The 26,542-nt window shown below is 73.4% G+C and carries 26 protein-coding genes, 1 pseudogene and 1 riboswitch; of the genes and pseudogenes, 25 read left to right on the top strand and 2 right to left on the bottom strand.

Going from position 1 to position 26,542, the window contains the following annotated elements; translation table 11 throughout:
* The 6 genes and pseudogenes from DKT68_RS15860 to DKT68_RS15835 all read left to right on the top strand — a co-directional run.
* Window positions 1-187: pseudogene (locus tag DKT68_RS15860) on the top strand (primosome assembly protein PriA); the annotation flags it as partial.
* 243 nt (window positions 188-430) lie between these two features.
* A complete protein-coding gene (locus DKT68_RS15855) occupies window positions 431-1,414 on the top strand; it encodes an AAA family ATPase (RefSeq protein ID WP_109818179.1) in 984 nt (327 codons plus the stop codon).
* A 186-nt stretch (window positions 1,415-1,600) separates the two neighbouring features.
* Window positions 1,601-2,869 carry a cytochrome P450 gene (locus DKT68_RS15850; protein ID WP_109818178.1) on the top strand — a complete coding sequence of 423 codons (1,269 nt, stop codon included), beginning with the start codon at window positions 1,601-1,603 and terminating at the stop codon, window positions 2,867-2,869.
* Window positions 2,870-2,914: 45 nt separating this feature from the next.
* Window positions 2,915-3,472 (top strand): peptide deformylase, encoded by a 558-nt coding sequence (gene def / locus DKT68_RS15845; protein WP_109818185.1) that lies wholly within the window; start codon window positions 2,915-2,917, stop codon window positions 3,470-3,472.
* Window positions 3,473-3,477: 5 nt separating this feature from the next.
* On the top strand, window positions 3,478-4,404 hold the full coding sequence (fmt, locus tag DKT68_RS15840; protein WP_109818184.1) for a methionyl-tRNA formyltransferase: 927 nt from the start codon (window positions 3,478-3,480) through the stop codon (window positions 4,402-4,404).
* Window positions 4,359-5,837: an RsmB/NOP family class I SAM-dependent RNA methyltransferase gene (locus DKT68_RS15835; RefSeq protein WP_407940747.1), complete on the top strand. Its 1,479-nt coding sequence runs from the start codon at window positions 4,359-4,361 to the stop codon at window positions 5,835-5,837. Before fmt ends, DKT68_RS15835 begins: the two co-directional genes overlap by 46 nt.
* 60 nt (window positions 5,838-5,897) lie before the next feature.
* Here DKT68_RS15835 and DKT68_RS15830 read toward each other — a convergent pair whose 3' ends face one another.
* Together DKT68_RS15830 and DKT68_RS15825 are read right to left on the bottom strand one after the other, a co-directional pair.
* Window positions 5,898-6,788 (bottom strand): septum formation family protein, encoded by an 891-nt coding sequence (locus DKT68_RS15830; RefSeq protein WP_109818176.1) that lies wholly within the window; start codon window positions 6,786-6,788, stop codon window positions 5,898-5,900.
* Window positions 6,789-6,873: 85 nt separating this feature from the next.
* Window positions 6,874-7,764 (bottom strand): septum formation family protein, encoded by an 891-nt coding sequence (locus DKT68_RS15825; RefSeq protein ID WP_109818175.1) that lies wholly within the window; start codon window positions 7,762-7,764, stop codon window positions 6,874-6,876.
* 254 nt (window positions 7,765-8,018) lie between these two features.
* Between DKT68_RS15825 and rpe the strand changes: the two genes are divergently transcribed.
* From rpe to DKT68_RS15730, 19 genes are all read left to right on the top strand, one after another.
* Entirely contained in the window at window positions 8,019-8,699 is a 681-nt protein-coding gene (gene rpe / locus DKT68_RS15820) for a ribulose-phosphate 3-epimerase (RefSeq protein ID WP_109818174.1), read from the top strand.
* A 1-nt stretch (window position 8,700) separates the two neighbouring features.
* Entirely contained in the window at window positions 8,701-9,657 is a 957-nt protein-coding gene (locus DKT68_RS15815) for a GGDEF domain-containing response regulator (protein ID WP_109818173.1), read from the top strand.
* 78 nt (window positions 9,658-9,735) lie between these two features.
* Window positions 9,736-9,906: riboswitch (FMN riboswitch) on the top strand.
* 162 nt (window positions 9,907-10,068) lie between these two features.
* A complete protein-coding gene (gene ribD, locus DKT68_RS15810) occupies window positions 10,069-11,130 on the top strand; it encodes a bifunctional diaminohydroxyphosphoribosylaminopyrimidine deaminase/5-amino-6-(5-phosphoribosylamino)uracil reductase RibD (RefSeq protein WP_109818172.1) in 1,062 nt (353 codons plus the stop codon).
* A gap of 1 nt (window position 11,131) precedes the next feature.
* The gene (locus DKT68_RS15805; protein ID WP_109818171.1) at window positions 11,132-11,770 is read left to right on the top strand and encodes a riboflavin synthase; all 639 of its coding nucleotides are present in this window, start codon (window positions 11,132-11,134) and stop codon (window positions 11,768-11,770) included.
* A complete protein-coding gene (gene pnuC / locus DKT68_RS15800) occupies window positions 11,770-12,459 on the top strand; it encodes a nicotinamide riboside transporter PnuC (protein ID WP_109818170.1) in 690 nt (229 codons plus the stop codon). Before DKT68_RS15805 ends, pnuC begins: the two co-directional genes overlap by 1 nt.
* Before the next feature lie 46 nt (window positions 12,460-12,505).
* Window positions 12,506-13,771 carry a bifunctional 3,4-dihydroxy-2-butanone-4-phosphate synthase/GTP cyclohydrolase II gene (locus DKT68_RS15795; protein WP_109818169.1) on the top strand — a complete coding sequence of 422 codons (1,266 nt, stop codon included), beginning with the start codon at window positions 12,506-12,508 and terminating at the stop codon, window positions 13,769-13,771.
* A gap of 2 nt (window positions 13,772-13,773) precedes the next feature.
* The gene (gene ribH / locus DKT68_RS15790; protein WP_109818168.1) at window positions 13,774-14,271 is read left to right on the top strand and encodes a 6,7-dimethyl-8-ribityllumazine synthase; all 498 of its coding nucleotides are present in this window, start codon (window positions 13,774-13,776) and stop codon (window positions 14,269-14,271) included.
* A 26-nt stretch (window positions 14,272-14,297) separates the two neighbouring features.
* Window positions 14,298-14,561 (top strand): phosphoribosyl-ATP diphosphatase, encoded by a 264-nt coding sequence (locus DKT68_RS15785; RefSeq protein ID WP_089016570.1) that lies wholly within the window; start codon window positions 14,298-14,300, stop codon window positions 14,559-14,561.
* A 46-nt stretch (window positions 14,562-14,607) separates the two neighbouring features.
* A complete protein-coding gene (hisG, locus tag DKT68_RS15780) occupies window positions 14,608-15,453 on the top strand; it encodes an ATP phosphoribosyltransferase (protein ID WP_109818167.1) in 846 nt (281 codons plus the stop codon).
* A 320-nt stretch (window positions 15,454-15,773) separates the two neighbouring features.
* Window positions 15,774-16,247 carry a PH domain-containing protein gene (locus DKT68_RS15775; RefSeq protein WP_201749054.1) on the top strand — a complete coding sequence of 158 codons (474 nt, stop codon included), beginning with the start codon at window positions 15,774-15,776 and terminating at the stop codon, window positions 16,245-16,247.
* 835 nt (window positions 16,248-17,082) lie between these two features.
* Window positions 17,083-17,727, top strand: a complete 645-nt coding sequence (infC, locus tag DKT68_RS15770) for a translation initiation factor IF-3 (protein ID WP_109818166.1) — start codon at window positions 17,083-17,085, stop codon at window positions 17,725-17,727.
* 19 nt (window positions 17,728-17,746) lie between these two features.
* A complete protein-coding gene (rpmI, locus tag DKT68_RS15765) occupies window positions 17,747-17,941 on the top strand; it encodes a 50S ribosomal protein L35 (RefSeq protein ID WP_074318594.1) in 195 nt (64 codons plus the stop codon).
* Window positions 17,942-17,974: 33 nt separating this feature from the next.
* Window positions 17,975-18,367 (top strand): 50S ribosomal protein L20, encoded by a 393-nt coding sequence (rplT, locus tag DKT68_RS15760; RefSeq protein WP_109818165.1) that lies wholly within the window; start codon window positions 17,975-17,977, stop codon window positions 18,365-18,367.
* A gap of 83 nt (window positions 18,368-18,450) precedes the next feature.
* Window positions 18,451-19,248 (top strand): TrmH family RNA methyltransferase, encoded by a 798-nt coding sequence (locus tag DKT68_RS15755; protein ID WP_109818164.1) that lies wholly within the window; start codon window positions 18,451-18,453, stop codon window positions 19,246-19,248.
* Window positions 19,249-19,468: 220 nt separating this feature from the next.
* Window positions 19,469-20,536 (top strand): phenylalanine--tRNA ligase subunit alpha, encoded by a 1,068-nt coding sequence (pheS, locus tag DKT68_RS15750; RefSeq protein WP_109818163.1) that lies wholly within the window; start codon window positions 19,469-19,471, stop codon window positions 20,534-20,536.
* A 40-nt stretch (window positions 20,537-20,576) separates the two neighbouring features.
* Window positions 20,577-23,123 (top strand): phenylalanine--tRNA ligase subunit beta, encoded by a 2,547-nt coding sequence (gene pheT / locus DKT68_RS15745; RefSeq protein WP_109818162.1) that lies wholly within the window; start codon window positions 20,577-20,579, stop codon window positions 23,121-23,123.
* Window positions 23,124-23,388: 265 nt separating this feature from the next.
* Window positions 23,389-24,600, top strand: coding sequence for a nucleotide sugar dehydrogenase (locus DKT68_RS15740; protein WP_236646917.1), 1,212 nt, complete (start codon window positions 23,389-23,391; stop codon window positions 24,598-24,600).
* A complete protein-coding gene (locus tag DKT68_RS15735) occupies window positions 24,597-25,391 on the top strand; it encodes a glycosyltransferase family 2 protein (protein ID WP_109818161.1) in 795 nt (264 codons plus the stop codon). Before DKT68_RS15740 ends, DKT68_RS15735 begins: the two co-directional genes overlap by 4 nt.
* Before the next feature lie 8 nt (window positions 25,392-25,399).
* Entirely contained in the window at window positions 25,400-26,425 is a 1,026-nt protein-coding gene (locus DKT68_RS15730) for an NAD-dependent epimerase/dehydratase family protein (RefSeq protein ID WP_109818160.1), read from the top strand.
* Window positions 26,426-26,542 lie beyond the last annotated feature (117 nt).

The raw sequence follows: 26,542 nt of genomic DNA, 5'->3' as shown, positions 1-26,542 counted from the left end.
GCCCGCGGACGCCGACGTGCTCGGGCCGGTGCCCGCCGAGGAGGGCCGGGAGCGCATGCTGGTGCGGGTGCCCCGGGCCAGGGCCGCCGCGCTGGCCGAGGCGCTGCACTCGGCCGCCGGGGCGCGCGCCGCCCGCAAGGCCGCCGATCCGGTACGCCTCCAGGTCGATCCGCTGAGCCTGTTCTGAGCCGCCAGCCGGCTCCGACGGCCTGCGGACCTGGTCCGGAGCAGTAGTCCTCGCACACCGCGTCCGGCAAAGCGCTGGCGCCGGAGTGATAGCATCGCCCGTCATGCCCAGGCGTACGACGGCTCCAGGTCGCGGCGGGGCGTCAGGCGCGCCGAGCTGGAGCCGTCGGAGGATGGCGGGAACGCGTCGGTCCGACGCGATGTCGATGATGTCAAACAGCCGGTGATCAGGGGTGGACCAGTCGTGACCGTTCGACAATCGATCGTCTTCAACGGCGACCTCGGCAGCGGCAAGAGCACCGTGTCGGTGGAGATCGCCAAGCGGCTCGGCATGCGCCGGGTCAGTGTGGGTGACCTCTACCGGGAGATGGCGCAGCAGCGGCAGATGACCGCGCTGCAGCTCAACCTGCACGCCGAGCTCGACCAGGCCGTCGACGGCTACGTCGACCAGCTCCAGCGGGACATCGCCGCCTCCGGCGAGCGCCTCGTCATGGACTCCCGGCTCGCCTGGCACTTCTTCACCGACGCGCTCAAGGTGCACATGATCACCGAGCCGGGTGAGGCGGCCCGCCGCGTGCTGGCCCGCCCCTCCGGGCCGGCCGAGAGCTACGCCTCGCTGGAGGAGGCCACGGCCAAGCTGCGCGAGCGCAGCGAGAGCGAGCGCAACCGCTTCATCATCCGGTACGGGGTGGACAAGGCCCGGCTGCGCAACTATGACCTGATCTGCGACACCACCCGGGCCTCCGCCGGCGAGGTGGTCGAGCACATCATCGCCGCGTACGAGGGGACGCTCGGCGGCGAGGTGCTGCGCGACGACCCGCCGCTGCTGCTGCTGGACCCGGCCCGGGTCTACCCGACCGAGGACATCGCCACCCTGCGGGGCCTGTGGGACTCGGAGTTCGTCGGCGACGTGGCCGAGGCCGGCGACGCGGCGCTGGAGCCGCTGAAGATCGGGTTCACCGGCGAGTACTTCTTCGTCGTCGACGGGCACCGGCGGCTCAGCGCCGCCCTGCAGAACGGCTTCTCCCTGGTTCCCGCACAGCTCGTGGCGGAGGTCGACGAGCCGGTGGTGGGCGGGATCAGCGCGATCGACTACTTCACCGCGCAGGTGCGTCCCGGCCTGGTCTACGACTGGGAAGCCGCCCACAAGATCCAGCTGCCGCTGCCGGAGCCCGCGCTGCTCGGCGGCGACGCGGTCCTCGCGGGAGACCCGGGCGCCAGCGCCTGAGGCTCGCCCCGGGCGCTGGTCCCAGGCGGAGCCGCCGCGCCGGAACCCTTCCTGACCAGCGGCGCCGGCCGGTGGGGCGGGCCTGACCCGGCCGGCTTCGGCGTCGGCTCCCGCGGTCTCGGGGCTGCCGGCTGTCGGCGGCGTGGGGATGATGGAGCCTCCGACGCATCGACGGGGAGGCCGACCATGGACGCTGCCGAGGCACTCACACTGCTCATGTCGCCGCAGGGACGGGTCGACCCGTACCCGACGTACGAGCGGCTGCGCGAGCACGGGCCGGTGGTGCAGGCCCTGCCCGGCCTGTACGTGGTGACCGGCTACGCGGAGGCTGACGAGCTGCTGCGCGACCCCCGGCTCGGGGTGCTGGACGACGCGCTGCGCGACCAGGTGTGGCCGAACTGGCGGGAGAGCCCCGCCGTGTCGTCGATCGCCCGGTCCATGTTGCGGACCAACCCGCCGGACCACAGCCGGATGCGTCGGCTCGCCGCCGGAGCGTTCAGCCCCCGCCGGATCGCCGGCATGCGCGACGTGGTGCGCGCCCAGGCCGAGGAGCTGCTCGACGGGATGCGGGACCGCGCCGGGGACGGCGCTCCGGTCGACGTGCTGGCCGACTTCGCGTACCCGCTGCCGGTGGGGGTGATCTGCGCGCTGCTCGGCGTGCCGGCCACCGACCGGCCGCTGTTCCGGCGCTGGGCCGGCGACCTGACCGGGGTGCTGGAGCCGGAGATCACCGTCGAGGAGCTGGCCGTCGCCGACGCCGGCGCCGCCGAGCTGCGCGCGTACTTCGCGGAGCTGGTCGCCGCGCGGCGCCGGACGCCCGCGGACGACCTCACCACGGCGCTGGTCCAGGTCCACGACACCGACGGCGAGCGGCTCACCGGCGACGAGCTGTTGGCGAACCTGGTGGTGCTGCTGGTCGCCGGGTTCGAGACCACCACCAACCTGCTCGGCAACGGACTGGTGGTGCTGCTGCGGCACCCCGGGGCCGCCGCCGCGCTGCGCGCCGACCCCGGGCTCGCTCCGGCGTACGTCGAGGAGCTGCTGCGCTACGACTCGCCGGTGCAGCTGACCACCCGGACCACCACCGCTCCGGTGCGCTGCGGCGGGCTCGACCTGCCGGCCGGCAGCACGGCGCTGCTGCTGCTCGGCGCCGCCAACCGGGACCCGCGCCGGTTCCCCGACCCGCAGCGCTTCGACCCGACCCGGGACCAGGCGCACCCGCTCTCCTTCGGCGCCGGCCCGCACTACTGCCTCGGCGCCGGGCTGGCCCGGCTGGAGGCGCAGCTGGCCTTCCCGCTGCTGCTGCGCCGGCTGCCCGAGCTGGCCCTGGCCGGGACGCCCCGGCACCGGACCCGGCTGACCCTGCGCGGGTACCAGACCCTGCCCGTGACGCTGGGCACACCGGCCGTGGCCGATCGAGGTACGCCGGCCGGCGCCCACCCGGGCACTCCGTAGACTGGTACGGCACCGCTCGTCCCACCCATGAAGGAGCCGTCCCGCGTGACCGTCCAGCCCATCCGTCTTTTTGGGGATCCGGTGCTGCGCACGCCGGCCGATCCGGTGGTCGACTTCGACGCCGAGCTGCGTCGCCTCGTCGCCGATCTCACCGACACGATGCGTGAGCAGAACGGCGCCGGCCTGGCCGCGCCGCAGCTCGGTGTGAGCCTGCGGGTGTTCACCTTCGACGTCGACGACGTGCTCGGGCACCTGGTCAACCCGGTGCTCGAGTTTCCCGACGAGGAGGAGCAGGACGGCCCGGAGGGCTGCCTGTCGATCCCCGGGCTCTACTTCGACACCAAGCGTCGGCAGAACGTCATCGCCAAGGGCTTCAGCTCGTTCGGCGATCCGATGCAGATCGTCGGCACCGGCCTGATGGCGCGTTGCGTGCAGCACGAGACCGACCACCTCGACGGGGTCCTCTTCCTCGACCGGCTGGATCCGGAGGGGCGCAAGGAAGCCATGAAGGCGATCCGCCAGGCCGAGTGGTACGACGCGGCAGCCCCGCCGACGGTCAAGTTGAGCCCGCACATCACCGACCCCTTCGGCCTGGGTCGGTGACCCGGATGCGTGTGATCTTCGCCGGCACGCCGGCCGTCGCCGTCCCCGCCCTGGCCGCCGTCGCCGCCTCCCGGCACGAGCTGGTCGCGGTGGTCACCCGGCCGGACGCGCCCGCCGGGCGCGGGCGTGGCCTGTCCCGTTCCCCGGTCGGCGAGTGGGCCGACGAGCACGGCGTCGAGGTGCTCACCCCCGCCCGCCCCCGCGAGCCGGAGTTCCTCGACCGGCTGCGCGAGCTGGCGCCGGACTGCGTGCCCGTGGTCGCCTACGGCGCGTTGGTGCCGCCGGCCGCGCTGGAGATCCCCCGGCACGGCTGGATCAACCTGCACTTCTCGCTGCTGCCCGCCTGGCGCGGCGCCGCCCCCGTGCAGCACGCGGTGCTGCACGGCGACGAGCTGACCGGCGCCAGCGTCTTCCAGCTGGAGCAGGGCCTGGACACCGGCCCGGTCTTCGGCACCCTGACCGACGAGATCCGTCCCGGCGACACCTCCGGTGACCTGCTGGAGCGGCTCGCCGGGTCCGGCGCCGGGCTGCTGGTGGCGGTGCTCGACGCGATCGCCGACGGCACCGCGCGGGCCGAGCCGCAGCCGACCGACGGGGTGTCGCTGGCACCGAAGCTGACCGTGGAGGACGCCCGGGTGCGCTGGACCGACCCGGCCTTCGCGGTGGACCGGCGGGTCCGGGCCTGCACTCCGGCCCCGGGCCCCTGGACGACCTTCCGGGGCGAGCGGGTGAAGCTCGGCCCGGTCGTGGCGGCAGCCGACGGCCCCGACCTCAAGCCAGGGGAGCTGCTGGTGGAGAAGGCCCGTGTGCTGGCCGGCACGGCCACCGTGCCGGTGCGGCTGGGCGAGGTGCGGGCGGCGGGCAAGCGGGCCATGCCCGCGACCGACTGGGCGCGCGGCGTGCGCGTCGGCACCGGCGAGGAGTTCGCGTGACGGCCCCGGAGGGGACGCGCCCGACGCGTGGTGGCCCGTCGGCCGGTCGCGGTGGTGACCGCCGGCCGGCCCGGCCGCCGGTGGACCGCCCGCGACGCGCGGCGTACGAGGCGGTCGCCGCCGTGCACCGTGACGACGCGTTCGCCAACCTGGTGCTGCCCACCATCCTGCGCGAGGAGGGGCTGTACGGCCGGGACGCCGCCTTCGCGACCGAGCTGACCTACGGCACGCTGCGCAACCTGGGCACCCTGGACGCGATCCTGACCGACGCGGCCGGCCGGGACGTCGCCCGCATCGACCCACCGGTCCGCGACGCGTTGCGGCTCGGGGCGTACCAGCTGCTGCACACCCGGGTGCCGGCGCACGCCGCCGTCTCGTCGACCGTGGACCTGGTCCGCTCGGTCGCGCCGGGAGCCACCGGCTTCGCCAACGCGGTCCTGCGCGAGGTGTCCACGCTCGACGCGGACGGCTGGGTGGCGAAGCTCGCCCCGCCGATGGAGAGCGACCCGGTGGGGCACCTGGCGCTGGCGTACAGCCATCCGCAGTGGATCGTGCGGGCCTTCTCCGAGGCGCTCGGCGGCGACCTGGGCGAGACGGCCCGGCTGCTGATCGAGGACAATGAGCGTCCGCCGGTGCACCTCTGTGCCCGGCCGGGCCTGATCGACCCGGTGGAGCTGGCCGACCAGGTCGGTGGGGCGCCCGGCGCGTTCTCGCCGTACGCCGTCTACCTGGCCGGCGGCGCGCCCGGTGACGTGCCGGCGGTGGTCGACGGCCGCGCCCACGTCCAGGACGAGGGCTCCCAGTTGGTGGCCAGCGCGCTGGCCGACGCGCCTTTGGACGGCCCGGACGGGCGCTGGCTGGACCTGTGCGCCGGTCCGGGCGGCAAGGCCGGTCTGCTCGGCGCGTTGGCCGCGCAGCGCGGCGCCGAGGTGACCGCGGTGGAGGTGGCCGAGCACCGGGCCCGGCTGGTTTCCCAGGCGACCCGGGGTCTGCCGGTGACCGTGCTGGCCATGGACGGCCGTGAGGTCGGCGCGGACCCGGAGCTGCCGGAGGGGCACTTCGACCGGGTGCTGGTGGACGCCCCGTGCACCGGGCTGGGGTCGCTGCGCCGCCGTCCGGAGTCGCGCTGGCGTCGCCAGCCGTCCGACCTGCCGCCGCTGACCCGGCTGCAGCGGGAGCTGCTGGGCGCGGCGCTGCGTGCCGTCCGCCCGGGTGGGCTGGTCGCCTACGTCACCTGCTCGCCGCACACGGTGGAGACGCACGTGACGGTGACCGAGGCGGCCCGCCGCAGCGGGGTGCCGGTGGACTTCGTCGACGCCCGGCCGTTGCTGCCGGCCGGTATGCCCGGCCTGGGCGACGGTCCCACCGTCCAGCTCTGGCCGCACCGGCACGGCACCGACGCCATGTTCCTCGCCGTCCTGCGCCGGGGCTGAGCCGCCCGGCGACGCGCCCCGCACCCGGCCGGCCCGGCCGGGTGCGGGAGGCCCGCCCGGTCAGGTGACCGGGAGGCCCTTGGTGCCGGCGTTCTTCATCGAGCGGGTCAGGGCCCGGTCGCTGATCCACAGGAAGCACTGCACGCCCCGGTTGCCGTTCTTCCACTCCTGCTCGTACGGCTGGTAGTAGATCGTCCCGGCGCGGAAGTCGAGCTGGGAGTTGTCCGGCACCTTGGCGTACTTCGCCGTCACCGTCTGGCACGCCCGGTGGGTGCGCTTCGTGGTGCGGTTGAACTCCGCGTAGCTGATGTCCGGGGCCTGCCAGATCCCGACGAACTCGGCGTGGTGCCGGCTGGTGCAGGAGACCGGCGCCATCTCGTCGATCTCGTCCTTGACCAGCTTGGGGTTGAAGCAGCGGTACGCCAGCGGCGCGGCGCCGGTCAGCGCACCCCGGAGGCTGCCGGTGCGCAGGTCGACGGACGTGTCGTCGATGCTCGCGAGCTCGGTGACGTCACAGCGGTACCAGCGGGCACCACCGGCCCAGGCCGGCGTCGACGGCAGGACGACGGTCAGGCCGAGCCGCCCGGAGCGCCAGTCGGCGCCCACCGCCTTGCTGACCTCCTTGTCGCAGGCGGCCTGCGCGGCCCGCATGCCCGGCGATCCGGGCGGCGGGGGCGTGCTCCGCGCCGCGCCCGGGCCGGTGAGCGTGCCGACGTGCATGGTCTCCACCCGGTGCGACTCGCCGCACTCCATCGGGTTGTAGCCGGTCAGGAAGCCGACCTGCTGGGAGGAGTGGTGGCAGACGTTGGCGGCGGGAACGAACTGCTGCGCCGCCACGGGCGCGGGCCAGTCGTCGATGAGGTCCCGGTCGACTCCCGCGGGCGCGCCGCACCCGGCCAGCGCCAGGGCCACCGTCGCGCCCACGGCGACCGCCGCCAACCACCGTCGCATCCCCCGACCTCCCGCCGCTGGTGGTCTCCGGCCGGCCCCCAGCCGCTCGGTAGCGCCACGGCGCAGCAGCATACGGCACCGGTGCTCAGATGGCGGGCAATCCCTCGGGGCCGGCGCCGCGCATCGAGCGGGTGAGCTTGCGGTCGTCGCTCCACAGGAAACAGCGCACCCCACGGTCGCCCTCCTCCCACTCCCGATGTGACGGTGGGTAGTAGATGGACCCGGCCCGGTACGGCAGGTCGCTGTTGTTCGGCACCGCGGCGTACGCGGCGATCAACGCCATGCAACGCCGGTGCGCCTGCTCGCCGGAGCGGGTGAACTCCGCCCAGCTCATGTCCCGTTCCATGTAGACGCCGACGAACTCGGCGCGGTGCGGCTCGGTGCACAGCACCGGCTCCATGTAGTTGAGGTTGTCGCCGATCAGCTTGGGGTCGAAGCAGCGGTGGGTCAGCGGGGTGTCGCCGATCAACGCGCCACGCAGGCTGCCGGTGCGGTTCACCGGCCGGGTGTTGTCGATGCTGCCGGTCTCGCTCAGGTCGCAGCGGAACCAGCGCGCGCCGCCGGACCAGGCCGGGGCGGAGGGCAGCGAGAGGGACAGGGTGAGCCGCGCCGTGTGCCAGTCGCCGCCGAGCACCTCCCGCGCCCGCTGGTCGCACTCCGCGCGGGCGGCGCGCAGCGCCGCCGACCCGGGCTCCGGGCGGGTCTCGGTCAGCGCGGCGGGCCCGGTGAAGGCGCCGACGTGGATCGACTCGGCCAGGTGGCTGCGCGCGCAGTCCACCGTCTCGTACGTGCTGGCCTGCACGACGGAGGTGACCCGGGGCAGGCAGGTGTCGGTGGCGGGTGTGAACGGTTTCGGGGCCCGCAGCGCCGGCCAGTCGTCGACGAGGTCGCCGTCGGCTCCTCGGGCCGGCCCGCAGCCCGCCAGCAGCACCGTCGCGACACCGGCCAGCGCCAGCGCTCCGAGCCACCGTCGCATCGTCCGCCCTCCCGGGAGCTGGCGGCCGGTCACCGCGCCCCGCGGCGAGACCCCGGCGGGCGTGCAGCCTACGGCACCGTCCCGCTTGGAGTGTCGTCGCGTTTCCGTCGATCGGCCAGCCGTTGATGTCTGTTCGTCCGGTTTCGGCGGTCCGGACCGACCCATTCTGCACCAGTGGTCACCGCTGGGTCACAGGGCGTCGGAGATGGTGCCGCGATGCGGGCGGCGGGTCGCCGCGTTCGTACACTGGCCCGGTGACCGTACCGCCGCCGATCGTCGCGCCGAGCATCCTGGCCGCCGATTTCGCCCACCTCGCCGAAGAGGTCCGTGCCGTCGAGGACGCCGCGGACTGGTTGCACGTGGACGTGATGGACAACCACTTCGTGCCGAACCTGACCATCGGTCTGCCCGTGGTGCAGAGCCTGCGGGCCGTCACCGCGCTGCCGTTCGACGTGCACCTGATGATCGAGGACCCGCGCCGGTGGGCTCCCGGCTACGCCGACGCCGGGGCGTACAACGTCACCTTCCACGCCGAGGCGAGCGACGATCCGGTGGCGCTGGCCAAGGACCTGCGCTCGGCCGGCGCGAAGGCCGGGCTGGCCATCGACCGGGACACCCCGATCGAGCCGTACCTGGACCTGCTGCCCAGCTTCGACACCCTGCTGATCATGACGATCAAGGCCGGTTTCGGCGGGCAGCGGTTCATCCCGCAACTGCTGGACAAGGTCCGCGCCGCCCGCCGGCACGTCGACGCCGGGCACCTGGAGCTGCGGATCGAGGTGGACGGCGGGATCGCCGCCGACACCATCGAGCAGGCGGCCGCCGCCGGCGCCGACGCGTTCGTGGCCGGCACCGCCGTCTACGGCGCCGCCGACCCGGCCGAGGCGGTACGCCACCTGCGGGGGCTCGCGGAACGCGCGGCTCCCGGGGCCTGAGATGGAGCCCGAGGGCGACCGCCCGGACGTCATCCTCGTCGTCGACGACGACGAGGACATCGCCCGCTTCGTCGAGTTCAACCTGCGGCTGCACGGTTTCGAGGTGATCCACGCCAGCGACGGTCAGGAGGCCCTCGAGCTGATCGAGCGGCAGCGGCCCGACCTGGCCGTGGTCGACCTGATGATGCCCCGGATCGACGGGCTGGAGCTGACCCGGCGGCTGCGCGCGGACCCGATGACCTCCGCCCTGCCGGTGATCATGCTGACGGCCAAGGGGATGACCGTCGACAAGGTGCACGGGCTCAGCGCCGGCGCCGACGACTACCTGGTCAAGCCGTTCGACACCGCCGAGCTGGTGGCCCGGGTCTCGTCGACGCTGCGGCGCAACAAGGAGTTCCGGGAGGTCTCCCCGCTGACCGGGCTGCCCGGCAACAGCCGCATCCGTCGGGAGATCAGCGACCGGGTCCGACACGGGGTGGACTACGCCGTCGGCTACATCGACATCGACCGGTTCAAGAGCGTCAACGACCGGTACGGCTTCGTCCGCGGCGACGACTTCATCTCGGCGCTGGCCCGCAGCCTGCACCGGGCGGTGGTGGCGGTGGGCCTGCCACCGGCCTTCCTCGGCCACGTCGGCGGCGACGATTTCGTCATCGTCTGCGCCCCGGACCAGGTCCGTCCGCTGACCTCCCGTGCGGTCGTCGACTTCGAGAAGTCCGCCGACACGCTCTACGACCCGACCGACCGGGAGCGCGGCTTCGTCGAGCTGAAGGACCGGCGCGGCACCATCCGCCGGGCCGCCCTGGTCACCCTCTCCATCGGGGTCTCCCTCTCCGACGACGGCAAGCGCTTCACCGACCCGCTGGAGGCGATCGCGGTCGCCTCGGAGATGAAGACGGTGGCCAAGAGCCAGCCGGGGTCGTACGTGGCGGTGGACCGGCGCCGCGGCGTCACGTGAGCGTGATCCCGCTGTGAAGTAGCTCGCCTCGGTGGCGGCGCACCCCGGTTGACGTGTAAGACTGCCGGAGTACCCACCACGCGCTGGCGGGACTCGGTGAAATTCCGAACCGGCGGTGATCCACGGTCCGACCGTGGTCAGCCCGCGACCCGGACGGCTCTGCCGCCCGGTGGACCTGGTGAAAATCCGGGGCCGACGGTTGGGGGCGGTTCGTCCGCGCCCAGACAGTCCGGATGGGAGACAGCGCGCGGGACGGACGGGTCCGAGCCGGCCGCTGGCTTCAGCGTGCCTCGCCGACCCCCCGGGGCGGCCGCGCCGTACCCGGAATCCGCCGCCGCATGCCCGCGGCCCCATGCCGCCTCCCTGACCGCCCGCGCGCGGACCGGCGAGTGAGAGGGCAGGGGCAGGGCGATGGCCAGCGTCTCCGTCGATGAGGCGATGCGACGCGCGATCGAGCTGGCGGCGCGCGGGCTGGGAACCACCAGCCCCAACCCGGTGGTCGGCTGCGTGCTGCTCGACGCCAACGGCACGGTCGTCGGCGAGGGCTTCCACGCCTACGCCGGCGGGCCGCACGCCGAGATCGTCGCGTTGGCGCAGGCGGGGGAGCGGGCCCGGGGCGGCACGGCCGTCGTCACCCTGGAACCCTGCAACCACACCGGTCGCACCGGCCCCTGCAGCAACGCCCTGGTCCAGGCCGGTGTCGGCCGGGTGGTGATCGCCGTGCCCGACCCCAACCCGGTGGCCACCGGCGGCGCCGCCACGCTGCGCTCCGCCGGGGTCCGGGTCGACCTGGGTGTACGCGGCGACGAGGCCGAGGCCGGCAACGTCGCCTGGCTGACCTCGATGCGCCGGGGCTGGCCGTACGTGATCTGGAAGTACGCCGCGACGGTGGACGGTCGGTCCGCGGCGGCGGACGGCACCAGCATGTGGATCACCTCCGAGGCGGCCCGGATGGACGTCCACGCGCTGCGCGGCACGGTCGACGCGGTCATCGCCGGCGTCGGCACCGTGCTCGCCGACGATCCACGGCTCACCGCCCGCAACCTGCGCGACGGCAGCCTGGCCATCCGGCAGCCGCTGCGGGTGGTCGTGGACAGCTCGGGGCGTACCCCGGCCGACGCCCGCGTGCGCGACGGCGCCGCGCGGACGTGGATCGCGACCGCCGCCGAGGTGGGCGCGGGCCCGGACGGCCGCGTCGACCTGCCGGCGCTGCTCGCGGCGCTGCACCAGCGCGGGGTCCGCGCGGTGCTGCTGGAGGGCGGCCCCCGGCTGGCCGGGGCGTTCCTGGCCGCCGGCCTGGTGGACAAGATCGTCGGGTACGTCGCGCCCCGGCTGCTGGGCGCCGGCCCGACCGCTCTGGTCGACGCGGGAGTGACGACCATCGCTGAGGCAATCGATCTGGAGTTCGTCGACGTTACGCAGGTCGGTCCGGATCTCCGGATCACCGCTTTGCCCCGGAAAAGGGAGGGCTGACATGTTCACCGGCATTGTCGAGGAGCTGGGCGAGGTCGTCCGGGTGACGGCGACGGCGGGCGATTCGGCGCTGGTCGCCGTACGCGGCCCGCTGGTCACGTCCGACGCCCGGCACGGCGACTCCATCGCGGTCAACGGCGTCTGCCTGACCGTCGTGGAGGCGGCGGACGGTGTCTTCACCGCCGACGTGATGGGGGAGACCCTGCGCCGCTCCGCGCTGGGCGCGCTGCGCCCCGGCGATCCGGTCAACCTGGAGCGGGCCGCCGCGCTCGGCAGCCGGCTCGGCGGGCACCTGGTGCAGGGGCACGTGGACGGTGTCGGCGAGCTGATCTCCCGGGAACCGGCCGAGCAGTGGGAGACGGTCCGGTTCCGGCTGCCCGCCGCCCTGTCCCGGTACGTGGTGGAGAAGGGCTCGATCACCATCGACGGCGTCTCGCTCACCGTCGCCGAGGTGGGCGCGGACGAGTTCGCCGTCGGGCTGATCCCGACCACGCTCAAGCTGACCACCCTCGGCGCGAAGGGCGTCGGCGACCCGGTCAACCTGGAGGTCGACGTGCTGGCCAAGTACGTCGAGCGGCTGCTCGGCGCACGGTTGGCCGACGACACCGCCACGTCCGTCGGCACAGGCGGGGCCGTCTGATGGGCACGCTCGGCTGGCTGCTGGACGCCCAGGTGCAGGTGGCCGGCTCGCCGGTGCTGGTCCGGGAGATCGTCGGCAACGTGTTCGGGCTGGTCTCCGCTCTCCTCGGCCTGCGGCGGCTGGTCTGGGCGTGGCCGGTCGGCATGATCGGCAACGCGCTGCTGCTCACCGTCTTCCTCGGCGGGGTGTTCGCCACCCCGCAGGCGCACGACCTCTACGGGCAGGCCGGCCGGCAGGTGTTCTTCTTCGCGGTCAGCGTCTACGGCTGGTGGCGCTGGCAGCGCAACCGCCGCGCCGACGCCGGACACGCCGCGGTGTCCCCACGCTGGGCCACCGGGCGGGAGCGGCTGGCCATGCTGCTGGCCGCCGCGGTCGGCACCGCCGCGGCGTACCCGGTGCTCGCCGCACTGGGCTCCTGGGGCCCGCTGCCGGACGCCTGGATCCTCACCGGCAGCCTGCTGGCCACCTACGGCATGGCCCGCGGCTGGGTGGAGTTCTGGCTGGTCTGGATCGCCGTGGACGCCGTCGGCGTGCCGCTGCTGCTGCGCGGCGGGTTCTACCCGTCGGCGGCCATGTACCTGATCTACGGCGCGTTCTGCGTGTGGGGCTTCGCCGCCTGGTGGCGCACCTCGCGCGTCGCCCGGCCGTCCGCCTCGCTGCCGCCCACCTACAAGGAGGCCCTCGCATGAGCGAGCGACTCGTCGCGTTCGGCGCGGAACGAAGTGGAGTGACGGCATGAGCGTCTTCGCGAGCATCGAGCAGGCGGTCGCCGAGATCGCGGCCGGCCGGCCGGTCGTCGTGGTCGACGACGCCGACCGGGAGAACGAGGGCGACCTGATCTTCGCGGCCGAGCTTGCCACGCCGGAGCTGCTGGCGTTCATGGTGCGGTACACGTCGGGCTACGTCTGCGTGCCGCTGACCGAGAGCGAGTGCGACCGGCTCGACCTGCCGCCGATGCACCACACCAACCAGGACCGGCGCGGCACCGCGTACACGGTGACCGTCGACGCCCGGGAGGGCATCAGCACCGGCATCTCGGCGGCCGACCGGGCGCACACCATCCGGCTGCTCGCCGACGCGGCCACCGACCCGACGGACCTGGCCCGACCCGGGCACGTGGTGCCGCTGCGGGCCCGCGAGGGCGGCGTGCTGCGCCGGCCGGGCCACACCGAGGCGGCCGTGGACCTGACCCGGCTGGCCGGGCTGCGCCCGGCGGGCGTGCTCTGCGAACTGGTCAACGACGACGGCACGATGATGCGGATGCCGGACCTGGAGAAGTTCTGCGCCGAGCACGGCCTCACGCTGATCACCATCGCCGACCTGGTGGCCCACCGCCGGCGGACCGAAAAGCAGGTCGAGCTGGTCGCCGAGGCCCGGATGCCGACCCGGCACGGGGTGTTCCGGGCGCTCGGCTACCGCGCCGAGCACGACCCGGCCGAACACGTGGCAATGGTGCTGGGTGACCTCGGCGACGGCCAGGACGTGCTGGTCCGGGTGCACTCCGAGTGCCTCACCGGTGACGTGTTCGGTTCGCTGCGCTGCGACTGCGGCCCGCAGCTGGACGCCGCGATGGCCCGCGTCGCGCGGGAGGGCCGGGGCGTGGTGCTCTACGTGCGCGGGCACGAGGGGCGCGGCATCGGGCTGCTGCACAAGCTCCAGGCGTACCAGTTGCAGGACCTGGGCCGGGACACCGTGGACGCCAACCTCGACCTGGGCCTGCCGGCCGACGCCCGGGACTACGGCACCGGCGCGCAGATCCTCTACGACCTGGGCGTGCGCTCGATGCGGCTGCTGACCAACAACCCGGCCAAGCGGGCCGGGCTGGAGGGCTACGGGCTGACCATCACCGGCCGGGAGGGGCTGCCGGCCGGCGCGCACCCGGAGAACATGCGCTACCTGCGCACCAAGCGGGACCGGATGGGTCACCTGCTGGACGAGTTGGACGAGGTGAGCGAGGCGCCGCTGGGGCGTCCGGTCGCCAACGACGAGATCGGAGCATGACGATGGCGGGATTCGGTGAGCCGGGGGTCGGCGCGGTGGACGCCGCGGGGCTGACCGTCGGGGTGGTGGCCGCCCGGTGGCACGGCGAGCTGACCGACCACATGCTGGAGCGCGCGGTGGCCGCCGCCGAGGCGTGCGGCGCCCGCTCCGTGGTGGCCCGGGTCGCCGGCTCGGTCGAGCTGCCCGTGGTCGCCCAGGCCCTCGCGCGGCGCTGCGACGTGGTGGTCGCGCTCGGTGTGGTCGTCCGCGGCGCCACCGCGCACTTCGACTACGTCTGCCGCTCCGTCACCGACGGGCTGACCCGGGTGGCGCTGGACGAGGGCAAGCCGGTGGCACACGGTGTGCTGACCGTGGAGACCATCGAGCAGGCCCGGGACCGGGCCGGGCTGCCCGGGTCGGCGGAGGACAAGGGCTGGTCGGCAACCGTCGCCGCGCTCGACGCCGCGCTGGCCGTCCGAACTCTGGCCCACAACGGCCAGCGGGTCGGCTTCAGCGGCTGACCGGTCGGCTGGAAGAATCGCCTTCCGTGAAGACGTTCGAGGAGTTGTTCGCCGAGCTGCAGGCCAAGGCCGCCGCCGGCACCCCGGGCTCGGGCACCGTCGCCGCCCTGGACAAGGGGGTGCACTTCATCGGCAAGAAGGTCGTCGAGGAGGCGGCCGAGTCGTGGATGGCCGCCGAGCACGAGGGGCCGCAGCGCACCGCCGAGGAGATCTCCCAACTGCTCTACCAGGTCCAGGTGCTGATGCTGGCCAGCGGTCTCGAACTCAAGGACGTCTACCGACATCTGTGAGTGCCCCACCCGTTGATCGCCATCCGGATCGAAGGAGCACTCCGTCATGCTGCGTGTCGCCATACCCAACAAGGGCACCCTGGCCGAACCGGCCGCCCAGATGCTGCGCGAGGCGGGCTACCGCCAGCGCACCGACCCCAAGGACCTCGTCTGCCGGGACGAGTCCAACGACGTCGAATTCTTCTACCTGCGTCCCAAGGACATCGCCACCTACGTCGGCTCCGGTGACCTCGACCTCGGGATCACCGGCCGGGACCTGCTGATCGACTCGGCCGCGCCGGCCGAGGAGGTCGTCGACCTCGCCTTCGGCCGAGCTACCTTCCGCTTCGCCGCCCGCCCCGACGACATCGCCTCCGTGCAGGACCTGGGCGGTCACCGGATCGCCACCGCGTACCCGGGGCTGGTCGAGCGGCACCTCGGCGAGCTGGGCGTCAAGGCCGACGTCATCCGCCTCGACGGCGCGGTGGAGAACGCCGTCCGTCTCGGCGTCGCCGACGTGGTCGCCGACGTGGTGGAAACCGGCGCGACCCTGCGCCAGGCGGGCCTCGTGGTCTTCGGCGACCCGCTGCTGCGCTCCTCGGCGGTGCTGGTCCGCCGGGCCGGCGCGTCGGCGCACCAGCAGGCCGAGCAGTTGCTGCGCCGCCTGCACGGCGTGCTGGTGGCCCGCCGGTACGTGATGCTCGCCTACGACGTGCCGGCCGGCCTGCTGGACCGGGCCAGCGGGCTGACCCCGGGCATCGAGTCACCCACCGTGTCGCCGCTGCACCGCGAGGGCTGGGTGGCGGTCCAGGCGATGGTGCTCCGCGACGACGTGCACCGGATCATGGACGAGCTGTACGAGCTCGGCGCCCGGGCCATCCTCGTCACCAACATCCACGCCTGCAGACTCTGACCGCCGCTCGGCCGGTCGCCGCTTTCGGCCGGCCGGCTCGGGTGGTGGCCGCTGTTGGGCCGTCGGCCTGTTTGATCGACTCGGGATCGCAGATGCCGGACCGTCGTCCCGTGCGGGACACCCCGACATCCTTGATCCTGAGTCGATCTAGCTCCGGTGCCCAGTGCGGCCCGGGGGCGGTCCGGCACCGGTGGCACGGTGCTGTCCCGCTGGGTGGCTTGGCGGTGTCCCGCTGGGGTGGCTTGGCGGTGTCCCGCTGGGTGGCGATCGCGCGGCGGGTGGTGCCGTCGCTGGGCGGGGTTAAATGGCAGACTGGTGGGGTGAGTGAAACCGAGCTGGTCCGCCTGAAGCCCCGCCGCATCCGGGTGGTCTGCTGGTCCGCAGCGATCGCCCTGGTGGTGGTGTTCGGTCTGGTGGCCACCTCGCTGAGCGGCCCGACCGGCGACGGCTACGGCAGCTTCCAGCGCGGCGACCAGATCGCGATGATCGGCCTGGGCATCTTCGGTGCGCTGGGCTTCCTGCTCTTCACCCGCCCGCGGGTGGAGGCCGACGTGCGCGGTGTCCGGGTGCGCAACATCATCAGCTCGTACGAGCTGCCCTGGGAGGTCGTCCGGGGGGTCCGCTTCGACCGGGGCGCGCCCTGGGCCAGCCTGGAGCTGCACGACGACGACCTGCTGCCCATGATCGCCCTGCAGGCCGCCGACAAGGAACTGGCTGTCGACGGGGTCCGCGCCCTGCGCCGGCTGCACGAGGCGCACCAGTCCCGCCTCGCCGAGCGCGCCGCCGGCCGCTGACACGAGCCGGCCGGTCGCTTGCCCGCGCCACGCGGCCGATTGCCCGAGTCGCCGGCCGCTGACCCGAGCCGCCGGTCACTTGCCCGAGTCGCCGGTCGCTTGCCGGTGCCACCCGGCCGATTGCCCGTTCTGCCGGCCGCTGACCCGAGCCGCCGACCGCTGACCCGAGCCGCCGACCGCTGACCCGAGCCACCCGGCCGCTTGCCGGTGCCACCCGGCCGCTTGCCGCGCCACCCCGCCGCGTCGCGCCACGCGCCTGACCAAGATCTCGACAACTATCCTGAAACTGCTGCCTCCGTGCGTCGTGAGGCAGCAGTTTCACCGAAAGTGCGCGGATCTTGGCCCCCGGACCGCCGGGACATGCGGGACCGCCGGGCCGGCGACCGCGACCCAGCGACCCGGCGACCCGGCGACCCGGCGACCCAGAGGATCCGCCGGGACCTGGCGGGGTGACCGGCAGGGGCGCGCGACTGGTCGACCGCCGGGTTCCCGACGTTGACGTGGTGGCCGCGCGAGGCGCCCGGTTTGGGTGGGACCCGACCCGGGGTGTAGTGTTATCGAGTCGACCAGGCTGTCTCCGCGTGCGAGCAGACAGCCACGAAAGCGGAGCGCCTGCTCCCACCCGAGTCGCCGCTACGGTGGCCGGGTTCCGGTCCCCGGTTCCGGGCACGTCCCGGCTCCGGATGCGCGATCCTGTGATCGTGCCGACCGGTCGAGCGGGCCCTGGCATGCGCCGGGGCCTTCTGCTTTCCAGGTCGGTTCCCACCCGGGAGCCGCGGGGGTCGGTGAAAGAGCAGAAACGACTCGAGGAGGCCCCATCAGCGTCGAACCACGCGTGAACGAGCAGATCCGGGCACGTGAGGTCCGACTGGTCGGCCCCGAGGGTGAGCAGGTGGGCATCGTCCCACTGGAGCGCGCCCTTCAGCTGGCCGCGGACGTCGATCTGGACCTGGTCGAGGTTGCGCCGATGGCGCGCCCGCCGGTGTGCAAGCTCATGGACTTCGGCAAGTTCAAGTATGAGAGCGCACTGAAGGCGCGCGAAGCGCGGCGTAACCAGCAGCAGACCGTCATCAAGGAAATGAAGCTCCGCCCGAAGATCGACCCGCACGACTACGAGACCAAGAAGGGTCACGTGGTGCGGTTCCTCAAGGCGGGCGACAAGGTCAAGGTGACGATCATGTTCCGCGGTCGCGAGCAGAGCCGTCCGGAGCTGGGTTACCGGCTCCTGCGTCGGCTCGAATCCGAGATCACGGAACTGGGATACGTCGAGGCCGCTCCGAAGCAGGACGGCCGAAACATGATCATGGTTCTCGCCCCGCATCGGGCCGTCAAGGCCTCCGCGGTCGCCGCTACGGCGTCCCGCGGTGCACCTCGGGACCGGGCGGACGAGTCCGCCACTCCGGCCGATGAGACCGCGGCGGTCGGCGAGACCGCAGCAGCCGGTGACACCGGCCTCGCCGCCGACACCAGCGGCGAGTAACAGGGGAGAGACGTTCCACATGCCGAAGATGAAGAGCCACACGGGTATGGGTAAGCGGGTCAAGGTGACCGGCAGGGGCAAGATCGTTGCCCAGCAGGCCGGCCTCCGCCACAACCTGGAGAAGAAGCCCTCCACCCAGACCCGCCGGCTGACCGGCACGGTCGTGCTGGCCAAGGCCGACGTCAAGCGCATCAAGAAGCTGCTCGGCCGCTGACGCGCGCGCCCCTTTACGTAAGAAGGAGTTGAGATGGCACGCGTCAAGCGGGCTGTGAACGCCCACAAGAAGCGTCGTACGCTGCTGGAGACCGCGAGCGGTTACCGCGGTCAGCGCTCCCGGCTGTACCGCAAGGCCAAGGAGCAGGTGCTGCACTCGATGCAGTACGCCTACCGGGACCGTCGTGACCGCAAGGGCGACTTCCGGCAGCTGTGGATCCAGCGGATCAACGCGGGCGCCCGGGCCAACGGGATGACCTACAACCGCATGATCCAGGGCCTGCGTCTGGCCGGCATCGAGGTCGACCGCAAGATCCTGGCCGACCTGGCTGTCAACGACGCCGCCGCCTTCGCGGCGATCGTCGAGCTGGCCCGGGCCGCGGTCGCGGCCGAGGGCACCGGCGGCGCGGCGGCCCAGGCCGCCTGATCCCCGCGCACCAGAGCGAGGCGTCTCCCGTGTCGGCACCGCCGTCCGGGGGGCGCCTCAATCGTGCCGGAGGACCGCAGACCATGGCCTTCACCCCCCGTACACCCAGGGTGGTCGCCGCCCGCCGCCTGCAGCGCCGCCGGGACCGCGAGGCCACCGGCCGTTTCCTGGCCGAGGGCCCTCAGGCGGTCCGCGAGGCGCTGGCCCGGCCCGAGGTGGTCACCGAGCTGTTCGGTACGCCCACCGCCCTCGACCGGTACGCGGAGCTGGCCGCCGCGGCGGCCCGTGCCGACGTGCCGGTGTCCGAGGTGACCGACGAGGGGCTCGCCGCGCTGGCCGAAACCGTCGCCCCGCAGGGGCTGGTCGCGGTCTGCCGACACCTGGACGTGTCGCTGGAGCGGGCCCTCGTCGGCGCGCCCCGCCTGGTGGCGGTGCTCGCCGAGATCCGTGATCCGGGCAACGCCGGCACGGTGCTGCGTACCGCCGACGCCGCCGGGGCGGGCGCGGTGGTCTTCGCCGGCGACGCCGTCGACCCGTACAACGGCAAGTGTGTGCGGGCCTCCGCCGGCAGCCTGTTCCACGTCGACGTGGTGCGTGCCGCCGACCCGGTCGAGGTGGTCGGCGCGCTGCGCGCCGCCGGGCTGACCGTGCTGGCGACGACCGGGCACGGCGACAGCGACCTGGACGACCTGGCCGACTCGGGACGGCTCGCCGGGCCCACCGCGTGGCTGTTCGGCTCGGAGGCGCACGGGCTGCCCGGGGAGTTGACCGCCGCGGCGGACGCCCGGGTCCGGGTGCCGCTGCACGGGCGCGCGGAGAGCCTGAACCTGGCTGCGGCCGCCGCGGTCTGCCTGTACGCTTCAGCGAGAGCACAGCGCTGATGGTGGCCTCACCCGGCGCGACAGATCAGCAGGGGAGAGCGTCCGTCGATGAACGCGCCACGGCGTTCGTTTAGCCAGCCCGCCGGTGTCGGCGGGCGGCGGGCCTGACCTGCTCCCTGCACTACTCCCACCGGCGGGCTGCGGCGCAGCCGCGCGTCCGTAGACTCGCCTAGCCGCCCCGTCGAGGGCTGGCGCCGCCGTGAGGGAGTGCCCGTACGCCATGACCTACCGCAACGATCCGTACGACCCGAAGCAGGTCGCCCTGCTCGACCCGGCCGCCCTGGCCGAGGCTGTCGCCGACGCCACGAAGGCGTTCACGGCGGCCACCGACCCGGACGCGCTGGCCGCCCTGCGCCCCGCGCACCTCGGTGACCGGTCTCCGGTCTCGCTGGCCCGCCGGGAGATCGGCGCGCTGCCACCGGCGGCGAAGTCCGATGCCGGCAAGCGGGTCAACGAGGCCCGCCGGGCGATCGAGACCGCCTACGCCGACCGCGCCGAGGTCGTGGAGCGCGAGCAGGCCGAGCGGGTGCTGGTGGAGGAGCGGGTGGACGTCACCCTGCCCTTCGATCGGCGTCCGCGCGGCGCCCGGCACCCGCTGAGCACGCTGATGGAGTCGATCAGCGACCTCTTCGTGGGGATGGGCTACGAGGTGGCCGAGGGCCCCGAGGTTGACCTGGAGTGGGTCAACTTCGACGCGTTGAACATCCCCGCCGACCATCCGGCGCGCGGGTTGATGGACACGTTCCACATCGCACCGGAGGGTTCCGGCCTGGTGCTGCGGACGCACACCTCGACCGTGCAGACCCGCACCATGCTCAGCCGCACGCCGCCGATCTACGTGATCGTGCCCGGCCGCGTCTACCGCACCGACGAGATCGATGCCACCCACAGCCCGGTGTTCCACCAGGCCGAGGGTCTTGTCGTGGACAAGGGCATCACCATGGCGCACCTGCGCGGCACGCTGGACCACTTCGCCCGGGCGATGTTCGGCCCGGAGGCGAAGACCCGGTGGCGGCCGCACTACTTCCCGTTCACCGAGCCGTCGGCGGAGTTCGACGTCTGGTTCCCGGAGCACCGCGACGGCCCCCAGTGGGTCGAGTGGGGTGGCTGCGGGATGGTCAACCCGCGGGTGCTGCGCGCCTGCGGCGTGGACCCGGAGGTCTACTCCGGATTCGCCTTCGGCATGGGCATCGACCGGACCCTCATGGTCCGGCACGGGGTCAGCGACATCCGCCATCTCTTCGAGGGCGACGTGCGGTTCAGCCGCGCGCTCGGGACCGGGGCGTAGGCGATGCGGGTACGAGACACGGGAACGGTGGTCTGACGTCATGCGAGTTTCTGTCAGTTGGCTGCGGGAGTACGTCGACCTCCCCGCCGACCTGCCCACCGGTGACCTGGAGCAGGCCCTCGTCGACCTCGGCATCGAGGTCGAGTCCGTGGTGGACCTGCGGGCGACCGTCACCGGCCAACTGGTCGTCGGCGAGGTGCGCGAGATCGAGGAGCTCACCGGTTTCAAGAAGCCGATTCGCTTCTGCCGGGTGGACGTGGGTGACGCCAACGGCACCGGCGAGCCGCAGGAGATCGTCTGTGGAGCGCGCAACTTCGACACCGGCGACCGGGTGGTGGTGATCCTGCCCGGCGGCGTCCTGCCCGGTGGCTTCGCCATCGGCGCCCGCAAGACGTACGGGCACAACTCCAACGGCATGATCTGCTCGGCGAAGGAGCTGGGTCTGGGCGACGACCACTCCGGCATCATCGTGCTGCCGCCGGACGTGGCGGCCAAGCCGGGCGACGACGCCCGGCCGGTGGTCGGCCTCGACGACGTGGTGCTCGAGCTGGAGATCACCCCGGACCGGGGGTACGCGCTGAGCCTGCGCGGCCTGGCGCGGGAGCTGTCGCACGCCTTCGACCTGCCGCTGCGCGACCCGGCCCTGGCGCCCGCGCCGACCGGCACCCAGACGCCGGCGTACCCGGTGGACGTGCGCGACCCGGTCGGCTGCGACCGGTTCGCCGCCCGCCTGGTCCGCGGCGTCGACCCCACCGCGCCCACGCCGTCGTGGATGCAACAGCGGCTCGTCACCGCCGGCATCCGCAGCATCTCGCTGCCGGTCGACATCACCAACTACGTGATGCTGGAGCTGGGCCAGCCGATGCACGCGTTCGACGCCGACCGGATCGTCGGGCCGCTGGTGGTCCGCCGCGCCGAGCCGGGGGAGAAGCTGACCACCCTGGACGGCGTCCAGCGGGTGCTCGCCGGGGACGACATGGTCATCTGCGACGACAGCGGCCCGATCTCGCTCGCCGCGGTGATGGGCGGCGAGACCAGCGAGGTCGTCGACGGCACCACCACCGTGCTCTTCGAGGCGGCGCACTGGGACCCGGCGATGGTCGGGCGCACGGCCCGGCGGCACAAGCTGTTCAGCGAGGCCGCGAAGCGCTGGGAACGGGGCGTCGACCCGGCCCTGCCGCTGGTCGCGCTGGAGCGTGCCGTGCGGCTGCTCACCGAGCACGGCGGTGGCACGGCGGGCGCGGAGATCCTGGACATCGACCACGTCCGGCCGCGTACCCCGATCAGCCTGCCGGCGGACCTGCCCACCCGGCGGGTCGGCGTGGAGTACCCGCCGCCGCGGGTGGTCGCCCTGCTGGAGCGGGTCGGCTGCACGGTGGCGCAGGGCGCGGACCGGTTGGCCGAGGACCCGGGCGCGGTCGGTGTGGCCAGCGGCGCGGGGGTCGCGCTCAGCGTCACCCCGCCGACCTGGCGGCCCGACCTGACCGACCCGGCCGACCTGGTGGAGGAGGTGGTCCGCCTCGACGGGTACGACCGCGTGCCGTCGGTGCTGCCGACCGCGCCGCCCGGCCGCGGGTTGACCCCGCGGCAGCGTCGGCGCCGGGCGGTCGCCGGGTCGCTGGCCGAGCGGGGGTACGTGGAGGTGCTCGCGCACCCGTTCGTGTCGCCGGAGCTGGCCGACCTGCTGGGCCTGCCGGCCGACGACCCGCGCCGGCCGGCGGTGCGGCTGGCCAACCCCCTGTCCGAGGAGGAGCCGCTGCTGCGCACCACGCTGCTCGGCCCGCTGCTCGGCATCCTCAAGCGCAACCTCGGCCGGGGGCACCGTGATCTCGCGCTGTACGAGATCGGCGCGGTGTTCCATCCCCGCCTCGGCGCCGGCAGCCCGCCGGCGATGGGCGTGGACCGTCGCCCCACCGACGAGGAGTTCGCGGCCGCCGACGCGGTGGTGCCGGCGCAGCCCGTGCACGTCGCCGCGGTGCTGACCGGTGACCTCGACCCGGCGGGCTGGTGGGGCGCGGGCCGGCCGGCCGGCTGGGCGGACGCGATCGAGGCGGCCCGCGACGTGCTGGACGCCGTCGGCATCCCCGGTGAGCGGGTCGAGGTGCGCGCCGCCGGGTACGCCCCGTGGCACCCCGGCCGCTGCGCCGAGCTGCGGGTCGACGGCACGGTCGTCGGGCACGCCGGTGAGCTGCACCCGGCGGTGGTGGCGGCGCTGGAGCTGCCGCGCCGTACCTGCGCGATGGAGCTGGACCTGGACGTGCTGCCGCCGGCCCCGGTGACGCCCGCCCCGACGGTCTCCGGCTTCCCGCCGGCGCTGATCGACGTGGCGCTCCTGGTGGACGAGTCGGTGCCGGCGGAGCAGGTGCGCCGCGCGTTGGAGGCGGGCGCCGGCGAGCTGCTGGAGGATGTGCGGCTGTTCGACGTCTACTCCGGTGAGCAGCTCGGGGCGGGCCGCCGGTCGCTGGCGTACAAGCTCACCTTCCGGGCGCCGGACCGGACGCTGACCGTCGAGGAGGCGGTGGCCGCCCGTGACGCGGCGGTCGCCGTGGCCGCGGAGCGTTTCGGCGCCACCCTGCGCGGCGCCTGACGACGCCGGTCCTGGGACGGCTCGGGGGTGGCCACCGCGCTCGCGGTGGCCACCGCCGGCCTGCTCCGGGCCCGCCGCACGTCGGTTCCCCATGAGGACGGGTTGTCGCGCTGAGTGACCGGACAGGTTCGCGGTGTGTCCCATCGGCCGAAAGGGCATCGGCCACGGAATGTTCGGCTACCCGCGAGTCACCTCCGAGCGGTTAGCCTGCTTGGATTCCGGCGACCACCGGAGGACACCCCCGCCACCCCATGGGAGTTGATCCATGTCCGAGGATCAGGCCACGCAGGTCACGACGGCCGACGTGTGCATCATCGGCGGCTGCGGTCGGGTGGGCCTGCCGCTGGGCATCGCCTTCGCCGCCCGTGGCCTCTCCGTCGTGCTGTACGACATCAACGCCGACGCCGTGGCCACGGTGAACGCGGCCCAGCTCCCGTTCGCCGAGCCTGGAGCGGCGGAACCGCTCGCGGAGGCGGTGGCCGCCGGTCGGCTGCGGGCGACCACCGACCCGGCCAGTGTGGGCAGCTCCGAGCACCTGGTGGTGGTCGTCGGCACGCCGGTGGACGAGCACCTCAACCCGGATCTCGGCGCGGTGCCCCGGGCCCTGGAGCGGTGCGCCGAGCACCTGCGCGACGGGCAGCTCGTGGTGCTGCGCAGCACCGTCTACCCGGGGGTGACGGCGCTGACCGAGAAACTGCTGGCCGGCAAGGGCATCCGCGCCGACGTGGCGTTCTGTCCGGAGCGGATCGCCGAGGGCAGGGCGATGACCGAGCTGTTCGCGCTGCCGCAGATCGTGGCGGCCCGGACGCCGGCGGCCCTGGCCCGGGCGGAGAAGCTCTTCCGGCACCTGACCGAGCAGATCGTCCCGCTGGAGCCGGAGGAGGCGGAGCTGGCGAAGCTGTTCACCAACACCTGGCGCTACATCAAGTTCGCCACCGCCAACCAGTTCTGGATGATGGCCAACGACTTCGGGCTCGACTTCGCCCGGATCCGGCACGCGGTCGCGTACGACTACCCGCGCGCGGCGGACCTGCCGATGCCCGGTTTCGCCGCTGGGCCGTGCCTGTTCAAGGACACCATGCAACTGGCCGCGTTCAACCGGAACAACTTCGTGCTCGGGCACTCGGCCATGCTGATCAACGAGGGGCTGCCGCTGTACCTGGTGTCCCGTCTGGAGGACCGGTTCGACCTGTCCGAGATGACCGTCGGCATCCTCGGCATGGCGTTCAAGGGCGGCAGCGACGACCCGCGGGAGAGCCTGGCGTACAAGCTGCGCAAGATCCTGGCGCTGAAGACCCGGGAGACGCTCTGCACCGACCCGTACGTGGCCGACGAGCGCTTCGTCGACCTGCCCGAGGTGCTGCGCCGGGCCGACCTGCTGGTCATCGCCGCACCGCACGAGCAGTACGCCCGGCTGGAGACCGACACCCCACTGATCGACATGTGGGGGCTGACCGGGCAGGGGGTGCGGGTGTGACGCCACGCGTGTCGGTCATCGTCCCGGTCTACAACGAGGGCGAGGCGATCGTCCGCTGCCTGGAGCGGATGCTGCGGGAGATGCTGCTGCCGGCCGAGGTGCTCATCGTGCACGACATGCCGGAGGACACCACCGTCCCGTACGCCCAGCGGATCGCCCGGACCGATCCCCGGGTGCGGTCCGTGCTCAACACGTACGGCCGTGGACCGGCGAACGCGATCCGGTTCGGCGTCGACGCGGCACAGGCCCCCGTCGTGGTGGTCACCATGGCCGACGGCTGCGACGACCCGCGCCAGATCGACGAGCTGGCCCGCCTGGTGGACCGGGGCGTCGTGGTGGCCGCCGCCTCCCGGTACATGCCGGGCGGGCAGCAGGTGGGCGGGCCGCGGCTGAAGCGGATGATGTCGCGGTGGGCGGGGCGCAGCCTCTACACCTTGGCCCGGGTCGGCACCCGGGACGCCACCAACAGCTTCAAGGCGTACGACACGGCGTTCGTCCGGGAGGTGGGCATCGAGTCCCGGACCGGGTTCGAGATCGGCCTGGAGCTGACCGCCAAGGCCACCCGGCTGCGGCTGCCGGTGGCCGAGATCCCGACCATCTGGCTGGACCGGCCGCTGGGCGAGTCGCACTTCGACCTGGGCCGGTTCCTTCCCGGCTACCTGCGCTGGTACTTCTTCGCCTACGGTCGGCGGCTGAGCCGGGCGAAGCTCGCGGCGGGCACGGCGCGGGCGGTCCTGCCGGCCCCGCGCGACCCGCAGGACAACAGCACCGAGTACGAGAAGACCGCTTAGGAGCGCATGTGGCGAAGGTCCTGGTAACTGGTTCGGCCGGATTCATCGGCGGCTACCTCGTCGAGGAGCTGTTGGACCGGGGCCACGAGGTGGTCGGGGTGGACAACTTCTCCAAGTACGGCCCGGTCACCCACAGCTACGACGACCATCCGCGCTACCGGTTCGTCGAGGGGGACGCCCGCGACGTCGACCTGCTCACCGGTCTGCTGGACGGCTGCGACCACCTGGTGGCCGGCGCGGCGATGATCGGGGGCATCTCCTACTTCCACGCGTACGCCTACGACCTGCTCGCCACCAACGAGCGCATCATGGCGGCGACGTGCGACGCGGCGATCCGGGCGCACCGGGAGGGGAGCCTGTCCAAGGTCACGTACCTCTCCTCCTCGATGGTCTTCGAGTCGACCGAGCACTGGCCGAGCCGGGAGGGCGACGAGCGACGCGTTCCGCCGCCGCTCTCGTCGTACGGGTTCCAGAAGCTGGCCGTGGAGTACTACGCGCGGGCCGCCTGGGAGCAGTACCGGTTGCCGTACACCATCGTCCGGCCGTTCAACTGCGTGGGCGTGGGCGAGGGGCGGGCGCTCGGCCAGGCCGAGGTGCTCTCGGGCAACGTGAAGCTGGCCATGTCGCACGTCGTGCCGGACCTGGTGCAGAAGATCGTCAAGGGGCAGGACCCGCTGCGCATCCTGGGCGAGGGCAACCAGGTGCGGCACTACACGTACGGCGGCGACCTGGCGCGGGGGATCGCCACCGCCGTCGAGCACCCGGCCGCCCGGAACGAGGACTTCAACCTCTCGACCGCGGAGTCGACCAGCGTGCTGGCGTTGGCCGAGCTGATCTGGCACAAGATCAAGGGCCCGGACGTGCCGTTCCGGTACGTCTCCGACGAGCCGTTCCGCTACGACGTGCAGAAGCGGGTGCCGGACGTCACCAAGGCCCGTGAGGTGCTCGGGTTCACCGCGACGACGTCGCTGGACGTGATGCTCGACGAGGTCGTCCCGTGGGTGACCCGGGCCGTCGAGGAGGGTCGTCTCTGACCCGTCGCGTCCCCTTCGTCCCCGGCGTCCGGCCCGTGTCGCCCCGCGACCCGGGCCGGACGTGTGTCCGGCGCCACTCGCATCATTCCCATGCAGTGGACCGTATGAACTTGCAAG

The sequence above is a fragment of the Micromonospora acroterricola genome, from assembly GCF_003172955.1.
In the GTDB taxonomy this organism is placed as follows: Bacteria; Actinomycetota; Actinomycetes; order Mycobacteriales; family Micromonosporaceae; genus Micromonospora; species Micromonospora acroterricola.
The sequence above is the reverse complement of the archived record's forward strand: the minus strand, read 5'-3'. Positions and strand labels throughout refer to the sequence as shown.